The 13,936-nt window shown below is 66.6% G+C and carries 7 protein-coding genes; 1 reads left to right on the top strand and 6 read right to left on the bottom strand.

Annotated features, from left to right (window positions below):
- Positions 1–196: 196 nt before the first annotated feature.
- The 6 genes from clpB to QZY44_RS35120 all read right to left on the bottom strand — a co-directional run bounded on the left by clpB (position 197) and on the right by QZY44_RS35120 (position 13,172).
- The gene (gene clpB / locus QZY44_RS35095) at positions 197–2,803 is read right to left on the bottom strand and encodes an ATP-dependent chaperone ClpB (protein WP_295458971.1); all 2,607 of its coding nucleotides are present in this window, start codon (positions 2,801–2,803) and stop codon (positions 197–199) included.
- 229 nt (positions 2,804–3,032) lie between these two features.
- The gene (locus QZY44_RS35100; RefSeq protein WP_295458973.1) at positions 3,033–4,073 is read right to left on the bottom strand and encodes a peptidylprolyl isomerase; all 1,041 of its coding nucleotides are present in this window, start codon (positions 4,071–4,073) and stop codon (positions 3,033–3,035) included.
- A 334-nt stretch (positions 4,074–4,407) separates the two neighbouring features.
- The gene (locus tag QZY44_RS35105; RefSeq protein ID WP_295458978.1) at positions 4,408–4,908 is read right to left on the bottom strand and encodes a hypothetical protein; all 501 of its coding nucleotides are present in this window, start codon (positions 4,906–4,908) and stop codon (positions 4,408–4,410) included.
- 33 nt (positions 4,909–4,941) lie between these two features.
- Complete coding sequence (locus QZY44_RS35110) at positions 4,942–7,209, bottom strand: tetratricopeptide repeat protein (protein WP_295458980.1); 2,268 nt, start codon at positions 7,207–7,209, stop codon at positions 4,942–4,944.
- 106 nt (positions 7,210–7,315) lie between these two features.
- Positions 7,316–10,183, bottom strand: coding sequence for an SUMF1/EgtB/PvdO family nonheme iron enzyme (locus tag QZY44_RS35115; RefSeq protein ID WP_295458983.1), 2,868 nt, complete (start codon positions 10,181–10,183; stop codon positions 7,316–7,318).
- Between the two features lie 259 nt (positions 10,184–10,442).
- Entirely contained in the window at positions 10,443–13,172 is a 2,730-nt protein-coding gene (locus QZY44_RS35120; protein WP_295458987.1) for an SUMF1/EgtB/PvdO family nonheme iron enzyme, read from the bottom strand.
- A gap of 340 nt (positions 13,173–13,512) precedes the next feature.
- Here QZY44_RS35120 and QZY44_RS35125 point away from each other — a divergent pair, with 340 nt between their 5' ends.
- On the top strand, positions 13,513–13,929 hold the full coding sequence (locus tag QZY44_RS35125; protein ID WP_295458990.1) for an MTH1187 family thiamine-binding protein: 417 nt from the start codon (positions 13,513–13,515) through the stop codon (positions 13,927–13,929).
- The last annotated feature ends 7 nt before the right edge of the window (positions 13,930–13,936 follow it).

The following is a 13,936-nucleotide window of genomic DNA, read 5'->3' on the forward strand; positions in this document are numbered from 1 at the left end:
CAAAGCGGGCCGGTCGGCCGTCAGGCCGACCGACTGGGAGCGCCGCACCCCAGTGCGGCGAAACCTCGCAAGTCACCGCAGCGTTGCGGTCTACTGCGAGGCCGGGCCGCACTGGGGTGCGGCGCCCCCAGAGTCGCGGCGCGTTGCGCCGCATGGATCGGTGGCCGGAACGATGATCAGGATCCGGACGACGCCACTACAGCAACTCACCCTGCAGCACCCGCTCGAAGGTCAAGGCCCCGCCCGCGAACCCGACCTCGATCAGGTCGCCGGGGCCGAACTTGCCGGCCAGGATCTCCTGGGCCAGGGGGTTTTCCAACTGGGCGCGGATGGCGCGCCGCAGGGGGCGCGCACCATAGACCGGGTCGAAGCCCGCTGCCCCCAGGTGGTCCAGGGCCGCCTCGCTGAAATTGAGCTGCATGTCGCGCTCGGCGAGCCGCCGCTGGAGATACTGGACCTGAATCCCGGCGATGGCCCGGATCTGGGTGGCGTCCAGCGAATGGAAGACCACGATCTCATCCAGCCGGTTGATGAACTCGGGGCGGAAGGCGTGACGCACGATCTCCATCACCGCCTCCTTCATATCGGCGTAGTTGGCCTCGCCCGCCCGCTGCTGGATGATGTCGGAGCCCAGGTTGCTGGTCATCACGATCACGGTATTGCGGAAATCCACGGTCCGGCCATGACCGTCGGTCAACCGCCCGTCGTCCAACACCTGCAGCAGGATATTGAAGACATCCGGGTGGGCCTTCTCCACCTCATCCAGGAGGATGGCACTATAGGGACGGCGGCGCACGGCCTCGGTGAGGTAACCGCCCTCTTCATAGCCCACATAGCCGGGCGGCGCGCCGATGAGCCGCGCCACCGAGTGCTTCTCCATGAACTCCGACATGTCGATGCGCACCATCGCCTCTTCCGTATCGAACAGAAAGGAGGCCAGGGCCTTGCACAGCTCGGTCTTGCCCACGCCAGTCGGCCCCAGGAACAGGAAGGAGCCGATCGGCCGGTTGGGGTCCGAGAGCCCGGCGCGGGAGCGGCGGATGGCATCGCTCACCGCCCGCACCGCCTCCCCTTGGCCGACCACCCGCTGGCCCAGTTCCTCCTCCATGCGCAGCAGCTTGGTGCGCTCGCCCTCCAGCATCCGCGAGACCGGGATGCCGGTCCACTTGGAGACGATGTCCGCCACCTCCTCTTCAGTCACCTTGTTGCGCAGCAGTCGGGGCTCTCCCTGCTCTGCTTGCTCCACCGCGGCGGCCTGGGTGAGTTGCCTCTCCAACTCCGGGATACGCCCATAGGCGAGTTCTGACATGCGCTCCAGGTCATTGGCACGGCGCGCGGTCTCCATCTCGATGCGTGCGCGCTCCAGTTCCTCCTTGATGTGGGCGTTACCCTGGACCGCGGCCTTTTCGGACTTCCAGATCTCGTTGAGATCGGCAAACTCACGCTCCAGACGCTCGACCTGGCCCTCAAGGTCGGCCAAGCGCTTCTTGGAGGACTCGTCGTGCTCCTTCTTGAGTGCCTCGCGCTCGATCTTGAATTGGATCAGCCGACGATTGAGTTTATCCATCTCCTCCGGCATGGAGTCGATCTCCATCCGGATCTGGGAGGCAGCCTCGTCGATCAGGTCGATCGCCTTATCCGGCAACTGGCGGTCGGCGATATAGCGGTGCGAGAGTGTCGCCGCGGCCACAATGGCCGGGTCAGTGATCTCCACCGCATGGTGGACCTCATAGCGCTCTTTGAGACCTCGCAGAATAGCGATGGTATCCTCGACATTGGGCTCCTCCACCAGCACCTTCTGGAAACGCCGTTCCAGGGCGGCGTCTTTCTCGACATACTTGCGGTATTCATCGAGCGTGGTGGCGCCGACGCAGTGCAGTTCGCCGCGGGCCAGCGCGGGCTTGAGCATGTTGCCCGCATCCATCGCACCCTCGGCCTTGCCGGCACCCACCATGGTGTGCAACTCATCGATGAAGAGGATGATGTTGCCCTCCTGGCGGGCCACATCGTTCAGGACGGCCTTGAGCCGTTCCTCAAACTCACCGCGGAACTTGGCCCCGGCAATCAGACCGGCCATATCGAGCGACAGCAGACGCTTGTTTTTCAGCCCCTCGGGCACCTCGCCGTTGACGATCCGCTGGGCCAGCCCCTCGACGATGGCGGTCTTGCCTACGCCGGGCTCACCGATCAACACCGGGTTGTTCTTGGTCCGCCGTCCCAGGACCTGGATGGTGCGGCGGATCTCGTCGTCCCGACCGATGACCGGATCGAGCTTGCCCTGCTCGGCCCGCTCGGTCAGGTCGATGGTATATTTTTCCAGCGCCTGGCGCTGCTCTTCTGCGTTTGGGTCATTGACCGCCTGGCCACCGCGCACCGCGGTGATTGCCTTCTCAATCGCCCCTTTGCTGGCCCCCGCCTCACGCAGGGCGGTGCCCAGCACCCCCTTGTCCTCCAAGGCGGCCAAGACGAAGAGCTCGGAGGAGATATATTGATCGCCCCGCTGCTGCGCCAACTTGTCGGTGTGATTGAGCAGGCGGTTGAGATCGTTGCCGACATGGACATCCCCGGCCGCGCCCCCCTGCACTGTGGCCAGCCGATCCAGGGCCTCGCCTAAGGCGGAGCGCAGCCGGTTGGCGTTCACATCCGCCTGCACCAGGAGGTGACGGACCGTCCCGCCCTCCTGATCCAGCAGGGCCGTCATCAGATGAATGGGCTCGATGAACTGATGATCGCGCCCCACCGCCAGGCTCTGGGCATCCGCCAGGGCCATCTGAAATTTCGCCGTCAGTTTGTCCATACGCATAGGAGGTCTCCGGAACATTGACACCAATCAGCGTAATGTGTGACTTCCCGCGCTGCTATTCAACGGTCGGCGCCCCCGTGAATGCCGACAATCCGTCGCGCGCCGCGGGCATGGCGGCGAGCGACTCCCGCCAACGGGGAGTCGGTCATCTCCTGGCGTCGCGCGCGGTTACCGGGCATGGCGGAGGCGCCGAGAGGACATTCCCCCGACGCCCTCGGCCCAGCGGTCCTTACTTGGGAGTCTCGATCTTGGCCGCCTTCTTCAATTCCTCCACCTTCGCCATGACCTTCTCCTTCGTCTGCACCTCCTTCAGGTACTGTTCGATCTTGTCCTTCACCTGATCGAATGGCATGACGCCAGCATCTTTCTTACCCGTCGACTTGATGATGTGATAGCCAAACTGAGTCTCCACCACACCGCTCACGTCTCCCGGCTTGAGGCTAAAGGCCACGTCCTCGAATGGCTTGACCATCTGTCCCCGCGCGAACTCACCCAAGTCGCCGCCTTGCGGGGCGCTCGGACAACTGGATTCTTTCTTGGCCAGTTCGGCAAAGTCGCCACCGCCCGTGACCTGCTTGAGAATGCCATCGGCCTTTTCTTTGGCCTTGAGCTTCTCCTCGGGCGTCGCTTTGGGGTCGACTCCGATCAGGATATGGCTGGCATGGACCGACTCTGGCGTTTTGAATTTGTCGAGATTCTCGTCATAGAATTTCTTCGCCTGCTCGGTCGTGATGGTGATCTTGGAGGACACCTCTTTCTCGATATACGCGCTGATCACGACATCGCGCTGCATAAAGTCCTTGAGTTGCTGCGCGGTGATCCCGTTCGCGACCAGCGCCTTTTCGAAGTCCTCCGGGCTGGGGAACTGCGCCTTGGCCGCCGCCACTTGCTCCTCAACCTTCTTGTCGAGATCGGGGATGGTCTCCTTCTTGGCGGCCTGATACAGCAGCTCCTCCGAGACCATCTGGCTTAGCGCCGCCTCCTCCGCTTTCTTTTTCTGGGCGGCGTCTGTTGGTCCCTGCATGTGGCTCTGGCCCAGCAGTGCCTCGGTGGCACGGTCCAGTTCGGCTCGGGTAATCGCCACACCGTTGACCTTAGTGACAACCTCGGCGGGGTTGGCGGCGGCGGGGTTGGCGGCAGGCGCGGCCGTCGCTGCGGCAGGGGCCGCAACCGCCTCCTTGGGAGGCGCATCGGCGGCAGTCGCGACGCCTGCGCCGGTCAGGGTTGCGGTCAAGGCGGTAACGGCAATAAATCCGGTGGGACAACGCATGCGGGAAAACTCCATGGCGGGTGGCATTGGTAAACCACAACTATACCAATCTTACAGCACGGCGCGAAAGCTGTTTTTTCATTCACCATCATCGGTGTTGGCGCCGGCATCGCGCGGTCAGGGCAGGTGTCGACTGACCAACGCAGCGTATTCAATCGCGATCCTGGGCGCCACCGGCGCCCAAGGCGGCGGTCTGGGGCGGGCGATCCTTTGGGACAACCTGATGCATTTGCTGACCCGTCGCGGCCTGGGGGCCGCTCCTGCGCGCGTAGGAGCGGCCCCACGCCGCGACGAACCACGCGGGGTGGCCGGAATCAGCCGCGCCGCCCTCCGATCAAAAGATCGCCGCCGCCATGGCCGCCGCCCGGCCGACCAGCGTCACGACCTTCTCCAGCGCATCGGAACTCTCACCGGCACCCTGGATCAGCTCCATGGCACTTTTGATCCTGGACTTGATCAGCCCGCCCTTGGGCTCAGTCTTGGCCGCCTGCTCCTCCACGATCCGAAAATCCCCCTCAATCGCCTGGGCCGATGCCGGGTCCAGGCCCGCCTGGGGCAGCAGCGCGCGGACCTCGGCCAGGAGTCGCACCAGGTCGGCGGCGGACGCCCCCTCCTGGGTCTGATAGAGGGTCTTGAACTGGTCGCGGCCGACGAAGTCGCCACCCCCGGTGGTCACGCTGCCGCCGATATAGACACCGCCGCCCGTGCGGACCACGGTACCGCTGCCGGACTTAGGGGCGGGCTCCGGCTTTTCGGAAAAGCGAATCCTGCCCGCGATCGAGGCGGTCTTGCGGGCGTTCGGATCATCTTCGGAAGGTAAGCGGAATGTCGACATCTGGGTCTTGCTCCTCAAGGAAACGACAGAAATTCACTCTACGCCGCAGTCCACATCCAGTCGGCGCTTGGCATCTTGCGCCTCGAACCCGTCCTGGGGCGAATCCTCCACGACCTGACGCAGCTCGGCGCAAGCATCCGCGTTCTGACCCGCACGAGCAAGCGCCAGCGCCAGATTATAGCGGGTGACATATTGCTCGGGCGCCGTCTCCAAGACCTTGCGGTAGTGCTCGATCGCCACCTCGTGATGCCCGAGCCGGGTTTCCAAGAGTCCCAGACTATTGCGTGCAAACAGCGAGGTCGGATCGATCCTGAGCGCCTCCTCCACATCGAGCCGCGCCGGCGCAAAATTCTCGAGCAGATAATAGACATAGCCTCGACGGGCACGGGGGGTGGCCGCTTGCGCATCGCTGATCACGGCCCGGGACAGCTTCTCCAGCGCACTCGGATAATCAACGACTCCAATCAGGGCCAACCCCCAGGGCAACCAGAGGTCGGGGGCGCTGTCGTCCAGCAGCCAGGCATGTTCAAAGTCACGCCGCGCCTCGCCGAAACGTGCCACCGCGTTGTACGTAACGCCGCGGTTCAGATAGGCACTGGGCAGACGCGGATCGAGGCGCAACGCTTCATCAAAATCCGCCAGTGCCAGGTCAAAATAGCCCGACCGCATATAAGCCAAACCGCGATTATTGAAGGCATCGGCATGCACGCGATCGAGCTGGATCGCATTGGTACAACTGCGAATCGCCTCCGCATACTGCCCTTGATCGATCTGAACCAGACTGCGGTGGTGATGGGGTTCCGCCAGATTCCGATCCATTTCAATCGCCCGCTCATAGGCGTAGAGGGCATCCAGCGGGCGCCCGAGTCGATAGTAGGCCACGCCCAGTGTATTCCACAGCCGCGCATCATTGCGGCGCTGCCCGAGCAGCCGTTGAATGTCCGCCAGATAGCGGTTGAGTTCAGCCCGATCGTCACCATCGGCAGCGCCCAATGGCTTATCGATCGCGAGCTCCCTGAAAATGGGACCCAGCACGGCATCCATCCCCACGGAGGCGCGCCGATGAACCACCCGTGACGAACGCGCATAATACTCCGCGATATGGGAGTAGTTGGGGAAGTTGCTGTCGTCGGCCAAACGATTCAACTCATCGACATGGGCCAGGGCCAGGGCCACGGCCAGCCGCTCGCGGCCCTTGGTGCGGGCCTCCTGCTCCGGCGCCGACAAGGGCGCCGGGGCCTCGAGCGACAACTGCGCCAGCATCACCCGCAGTTCGTGGAAACTCCCGATCTTCGCCTCGCGAAAGCGCGGGAGCTTATCGCCGACCTTCACGCCGAGAATCGCCTGGTCGATCCAACTGGCGATCTCCTGGGTATCGAACTGGGTGGTCAACAGCAGCCGGCGGATATCCACGGTCGCCAGATTCTGCGCATCATCGATCCCCATCTGTGCCAGCCGTGCCTCATGCCAAGGACTGATACCCAGCAGACTGGCGAGCGGCAGCACGCTGCGCTGGACCGGGGCGGACTCGATCAACCGATTACCCAACTGGGTCAGCCAGACCAGACCCTGGGTGGGAAAGATGCCGATGGTGAAGGCCACGGCCGCCGGCCAGACCGGATCGCCGGCAGGCGTGGTGGGCCCGAGGATGATCGAGGCCCCGGCAAAGACGATCGCGAGCGCGATCAGCATGCGCACCACGGCCGAGCTATAGACCTGGGGCTGAAGATCGAAGGTATTGTAGCGGCGCACCAACTCCTGCACCGAGAAGACATAGGAACCCAGGTAAGCGCAACAAATCAGCTTGACGATCGCTGGTTCTACCCCTGGAACACAGTTGACCGCATTCGCGCCGCAGCGCAGGTAGCCCCAAAAGACGACCAGGGAAATGAGTATGATGAGACCAATATAGACGACGAACTGGATCGGGCTATACACGGTATCATAGAGGCTCTCGACCGTCGCCACCAGTTCCTCCTCGCGCGCGAGCCCAAGCAGGCGGAAATCGTCCTCCAACCGCTTGCGGTGGGTCTTGGCGGCAAAGCCCAGGTAGGCGAGATAGGTGAGCGGGTAGATACCCGCCAAGGCCACGAAGACCGCAACCTCCCCCGGCACCAGGTCATAGTCATAGGTGTAGAGCCCGACCGCCACCAAGAGCGCGACGATGAAGATCAGGCGCAGGGTGAGCCCGCCGCTGGACATGCCGGCGCGCGGCTCCGCGACCGGGGGCAGATCAGCCGGCGGCTGAGCGGCCGTGCGGTCGGTGTGGCGTTGCCACGGATATCGCCAGCGTCTGGTCATAGTCCAAAACCCCCATGTCGTTGAGGCCGCACCGTTGATCTTACCTTATCGCAGCTGTGCAGGCCTGACGAACAACGCAAACCAGACTGGAACAGAATCCAGACGTTCAGAATCCAGAATCCTCCAGGGACAACACCACGCGGAAACCGACAAACGCGTCGAAATCATCGGCGCGGGCCCACTGGCGGGACGCACAGCGCGCGACCCTCGAGTCATCGAGCCAGGACCCGCCGCGCACCACGCGGCGTCCCCCTACCCCCGGATCGTCTTGCCCATACCTGACACGAACAGGATAATCGCGATAGCGGCTCACGCACCACTCCCGGCAATTGCCCGCCAGGTCCTGGACACCTGCCGGCGTGGCCCCTTGCGGATAGGCGCCCACCGGGGTACTACACAGCACCTGGCCCTCCCTGGTATTGGCCCGATCCGGGTCCCAGCGGTTACCCCAGGGAAAGCGGCGCCCGGAGCCCAGGCGGGCGGCGCGCTCCCACTCATCCTCGGTCGGCAGCCGTACCAGCGCGCCCATAGGCAACGGCCGACTGGCCTGCTCGGCGGCGACATGCCAGCGGTTGTTGAGCCAGCAGCAATAGGCCCGCGCCTCGAACCAGGTCACACCCACCACCGGTTGGGCCGGATTGGAAAGACGCTCTTCAGTCCAATAGGCGGAGCTATCCATCGGTCGATCGGTATATCGGTATCGCGGCGAGATCCGGAATCTCGACGTATCCATCATGCGCAGCGCTGCATCTTGCTCCCACGCGTACTCGCTACGACGCCTAGTGTCCCAGAGGGATGGATCGGCCATACGCTTCCAAAACGCGTTCAACCCGTCGATCTTGTAGCCAGGCTCGAGTTGCCCCCGCCGCCAGAGCTGGGCCTCAGGACTATCCCACCAGTAGTCATGCTTATAACCGCCGTCGGCGATGAAACAGCCATACTCGGCGTTGGTCACCGGAAAGCGCCCGATGGCGAAGGCCGGCACTTGCACCCGATGTCGGGGCCGTTCGTCACCAGCCGGATAGCCGTGACGAACCAAGCGCCACACCGCCCACCGGGATGACCCCATCCGCACCACCCCCGCCGGGACCTCGACCAAGGGCGGCAGCAGGACCCGGGCACCCATCACCTCGATCGCCTCAAAGCGCGGGTCGCCCAGCCGCCCGAGCGCCTCCCCGGCGGCGATGCGGCCGCGTACATCCACGCGGGGGTTGCCCAGGTCCGCCAGCAGCGCCGCCTGGGTAAGCGCCAACTCGTCCGCCGCCGCGACCACCCCCGGCTCGGCCAGGCAGCGCGCGGCCAGCACCGGGTTACACGAGCGCACCGCCGCGATCAGTGCCGCCAGTGCCGCCGGGTCCCGGGCGAGACCGACGGCCAGCAAGGTCGGTTCCTCCCAGCCGGTGGTAGGCGGCGGCGGCAAGGGTTTGCCCTGGCGCAGTCGTCCCGGGTCCGGCATCGCGGACTTGAGCCGCGGGGAACGCCAGCGGTCGCTGAGATCCAGGCCGCCGCGCTGGGCGTCGAGTAGGGCAAGCGCGGCAAAGAACTCCTGTATCTGGTGGTGATAGAAGCGCACTAGCCCGCCCGGCACGCCCGTCTGTGGGTCCGCCTCGGTGTCCAGCAGGGTGGCGGCGAGCCCCAGGCGCAGGATGGACTTGGGGTCCAGGTCCACCGGGCCGTCCGGGGTCTCCACCCGCGTGGGCAGGCGTTTGAGGACCTCCGCACGCGTAAGGCGTGTGCCCTCCCCCAAGCGCTGCATCCCCTCGGCCAGGGCCGCCAGCGCGGCGATCACCGCCGCCTCACCCGGCCAGTCGGCGTGGTTCTGCCGCCGCTCCCGGGCGAGCAGGTGTCCGACAAAACCGCTGAAGATGCCGGCGCGCCCACTCGGCCACGCCTTACCCTGGTCCACCAGCCAGCACAGGATCCAGAGATAGAAGGGGTTGCGCACCAACTCCAGCAGTGGACTGCCGGCGAGCCGCTGCCAGGCGTCAGCGGCCAGCTTAGTGCGCTGCACATAACGGCCGAGAAAGGCGCGCACCCGCTCATCGTCAAGCCGCTCGATCTCCACCTGGGGCAAGCCCAGCGGCTCACTATAGTCGCGCCCGCGGCAGGTGAAGACGAAGCGATTGCCCGGCCACTCGGCGACGAAGCGTTGCCAGGCACCGACCCGGGCGCGGTAGTCGGCGGCATCGCGGAAGGGCATCTCGTTGAGTGCATCCACCAGCAGCAGGAGTCCACCCGCGCGCAGGCGCGCATCCAGATCATCGGTGCCCACCCGATGGCGCCAGACCGCCGTGACAAAGGCGTGGGGCGAGGGATAGTCCCGATCATCGGCCAGGGCCAGCAGAAGCGGCAAGCGGCCCGCCCCCGCCTGGAGGCGCTCGCGCGCCCCGTCGATCAGCAGCCGGTGCAGGGAAGTGGTCTTGCCGGAACCCGGCTCGCCGAGCAGCACCCAAGCGTCGTGGCGTTCGAGCGCCGCCGTGATGTCGGGGAGCAGCACCCGCCGAACCTGACGTTGGGCACCCTCGCCGACGATCTCCAGGGCGGTCAGGTCGGGGACGATGTCGGCGAAGCCGGCCGGTACCTGGGGCTCCGCCAAGACCCCGGCCAGGGGGACATAGCGCCGCACCCAGCGCCCATAGCGGGGATGGACCAGCAGCGCGGCCAGATAGGCGTCGGCGTCGCCGCGCCGGGCGGCGGCCAGCAGCAGGGCCTCGGCGGCCGGTTTGGAGAGCAGCAGGGTATCGCCCGCGGTGCCGGTGAGACGCAGCAGGTCCGCCGGCTCGGGTTCAGCGGACAGGACGGTATCGCGCCGCGCCAGCAGGTCGCGCAAGACCGGCAGGACGGATTCGAGGCGCTCGGCGCTCAGGTCGCCGATGAGGGTCAGGTTGATCTGGTCGCGGCCGACGAAATCGCGACCGGCCGCCGCATCGCCGTCGATGTACGCCCCGCCGCCGGTATCCGCACTGTTGATCATGCCTGAGTCCCTATCTGGAAATGCCGATAAGAAGCGCTGCCAAGTGTACCCGAGCAGGCGCTTATGGCGCCGGGTTGTCTGCCAGGCCGCTGGTTCCCGCGCGCCGCGCGGGAACCCCGTCGGGGCGCGCCGCGCCCCGCCCACGCACCGCGGCGCGGTGCGGCTGCATTCCCGCGCGGCGCGCGGGAACGAGAAAACTCCGGGCGCGGAACGCCAGATACAGGCGTAACACCGCGCAGCGGTGTTACGAGATAGGGGATCAGAACCCAGAATCCGCCAGGGACAACACCAACCGGAAACCGACATCCCTATTGAAGTAGTCGGGGACGCCCCGGACGCGATACGCACAGCGCGCGTTCCTCGAATGATCGTCCCAGGACCCGCCGCGCACCACGCGGAGGTCGGGGCCGGTCAGGGACTCCCGACCGTCGTGCGGGTCATAGGGGTAACGGAAATCGGGCCTCAGGATGTCGCTACCCCAGCGGGAGCGCGTCCACTCCCAGACGTTGCCGGTCAGGTCGAGTGCACCGCAAGGGCTGGCCCCGGCCGGGAAGCAGCCGACGGGACTGGTGGTCTGGAGGCCCGCGGCCTCGGTGTTGGCCCGATCGTCCAGCCAGGTATCGCCCCAGGACCAGCGCCGGGCCACGGTGCCGCGGGCGGCCTTTTCCCATTCGGCCTCGGAGGGCAGTCGCACCCGAACCCCCGGCTGCTTGGCCCGCAGTTGGGACTCGAGCCAGCGACAGTAGGCCAGTGCCTCGTGCCAGGAGATGCCGACCACCGGGCGATTGGCCCCGTTCCAGGGGGACTCGTCCCACCAGTAGGGCCGATCACGGCGCCCCTGCGGGCGCTGTGCCAGCCAGTCTGCGTATGGCTTCCTGATATCCTCGTCCGTGATTGCGGACAGGTCGAACGTGGCACCCTGGCGCCAAGCCCAACCCTCGGGCGTCCACCAGCGTTCCTGGTCATAGCCGCCGGATACCATGAAGGGCCGGTACTGGTCGTTGGTGACCGGATAGCGGGCGATATGAAAGGTAGGCAGTTCCACCCGGTGCGCCGGCCGCTCGTCGTCGTCGGCCTCGGTGCCGTCCGCCGCACTGCCCAGGGTAAATGGGCCGGCCGGCACCTCGCACCAGTCGATGGCGGGCAGACAGGCACCCGTGGCCGCGGTGCGGGTGCCGACGCCGGGTCGCGGGTCGCCAAGCAACCCGAGCAGGTCGCCGGCCTCCAGCCGCTCCTTGGGCGGTAGTGCACCGCGCCCAAGCAGGTCCACCAGCCAGCGGCGGATGCGCCTCAGTGGCGCCTCAAAGTGCTCCTGGCCAGCGGCCGTGCTGGGGAACCCCAAATCCAGCAGGGCCTTGGCCGCGAGCACCGCGGCCTGCCAGTGGCGCTCACCGATCCCGTCGGTATCCGCGGGGCTGGCGGGGACCAGGGTGTTGACCAGGTTCACCGCGTCAGCCAATCCGCCCTGACGCTTCTTGCCGACGCCCAGCAGATAGACCTCACGCCACCAGGTGGGGTCGGCCCAGACCCGGCGGCGCAGCTCGGCACCGAAGTCGGGGGCGGTATTGGCCAGGTGACAGGCCGCGAGATATTCCTGAAAGGAGCGGTGCGGGAAGGCGTAGACGCCCTCCCGGCGGGCGATCAGCAGCCCCGCGCGGGTCTCCAGATACTCCAGCAGGACACCGGGGTTGAGATCCTGCGGACACAGCTGCTCGAAGGTCGCGATGACCTGGCCGCGGTCGATGTCGGCCGGGGCCTCGTCGCGCCCCGGCAGGACCGCCTGGCCCTCGTGGGTCGCGAAAGCGAGGCGATCGAGTGCCTGGCGCAGCCGCTGCTCCCCGAGCCCCAGTGCGCGGGCGATGCCGGGCTCGCGCAGGATGGTGCCGTCCGGCGCCGCGACCTCGCGCCCGGTCTGCCAGCGGGTCAGCAGCAGCTTGACCGATTCCTCGTAGAGGTCGGCCCGGTCGCGCGGGAGCTGGCCCCAACTGCTGTGCAGCGTGGCCATGAGGGTGAGCAGCAGCGGGCGGGAGGCCAGATCGCCGAGATACGCGCGTTCGTTGATGGCGTCGCGCAGCGCCCGCCCCCGCTGCTGCGCGGTCGGCGCGTCCCAGCCCATGACCGGGCGGACCGCCTGGTACCAGTGAGCGATGAAGCCGGCCACTTGCGCGGCGTCGAAGGGGGCCAGGGCCAGCTCGTGGAAACCGGTGAGGTGCCAGCGCGGGTCCGCATAGGCATAGGGCCGGGCGGTGAGCAGTACCCGGCTGCCCGCGGGCAGGGCGGCGGTTAGGCGTTGCACGGACTCGAGCAGGTGGGCGCGGCGGGCGCCGGATTCGGGGACCTCGTCCAACCCGTCGAGCAGGACCAGCGCGCCCTGGCCGTGCAGCCGTTCCAACAGGTACGGGAACAGGCGCGCGGCGGCGCTCTGGCCCAGGCGCTGGACGCAGTCGTCCTCCAGCGCCCGCCAGAGGGTGTCACCCACGGCACCGTTTTCCGGGATGGCGGCGGCCGCCCGGCGCAGCACCAAGCGTACCGGCAGCAGGGTCCGGAGCGTCGGCGGCAGTGTTGACCGGGTGCCGTCGACCACCGCGCTGGCGAGCCGCCAGGTCAGGTAGTCGACAAAGGTGCTCTTGCCGGAGCCGGCATCGCCCACCAGCACCAGGCGCCCGCCCTGCTCGCCGGTGACGGCATCGAGCAGCGCGGTGCGCTCCCCCAGCTCGGCGCGGGCCAGGCGCAGGCCGTAGCGGCGCTCGTCCTCGCCCTCCTCCCGCGGGACCATGACCACATGCAGGTCCGTATAGACGCTCGGCAGGTCGACCTCGGTGCGGGCGCCCGGCTGGGCGAAGCGCGGGTCCACCACGCCGAGCGGCAGGCGGCTGCACTCGGCGGCCAGGTCGCGGTAATAGGCGATGAGCAGCTGTTTCGGCGTGGTATCCGGTGCGTGGATAGTGATCTGGTCGCGGCCGATGAAGTCGCCGCCGCCGGTGTCCACATGGCCCGCGACCTGCGCGCCGCCGCTGGGTCGCCGCCGCCGGTGTCCACATGGCCCGCGACCTGCGCGCCGCCGCTGGTCTGGACCAGGGCCCAGAGCTTGGTCCAGAGCTTCCCCAAGGACTTGGTCTTTTCGGCAGCAGTAGATTCAGTCACGGCCCCATTCTCCATGGTAATTCAGTGGGGAAGGGTCCGCCGAAACCGGGGGCGGAGTCAATACCCGGCGCACCTGGGAGCGCCGGCATTCTGCCGGCGAAGGAGCGCATCGCGCTTGAGACTCTGGTTACCAAGCTCCAGCTTGGTAACCCAATCCCCCGAAAGCGCCGGCTTCGCGAGTCCGGGTGACGGAGCCGGCCTCGGGCTCCAGGAAGCAGCGCTTCCCGGACTGGCGTTACCAAGCGGAGCTTGGTAACGAGTGGAAGAAGGCCATCAATGAGAGGCAAGCAATGTACGTCATCGCGCAATTCACCGTCATCCCTATCGGCGCCGGCACCTCGCTCTCAGGCTATGTGGCGGCCTGCGAACGCGTCCTGGCGGCGACGACCGGCATCAATTATGAGATGCACGCCAACGGGACCAATCTGGAGGGCGAATGGGAGGCGGTCATGGACGCAATCCAGCGCTGTCATGAGACCCTGCATGGGATGGGCGTACCGCGCATTTTCACGAATGTCACGCTGGGTACGCGCATTGACCGACCGCAGCGGATGGCTGAGAAGCTAGCCAGCGTGCAGGCGAAATTGGCGGATCAGACCTGAATCGAAC

It is taken from the genome of uncultured Thiodictyon sp. (genome assembly GCA_903837595.1).
Taxonomy (GTDB): domain Bacteria; phylum Pseudomonadota; class Gammaproteobacteria; order Chromatiales; family Chromatiaceae; genus Thiodictyon.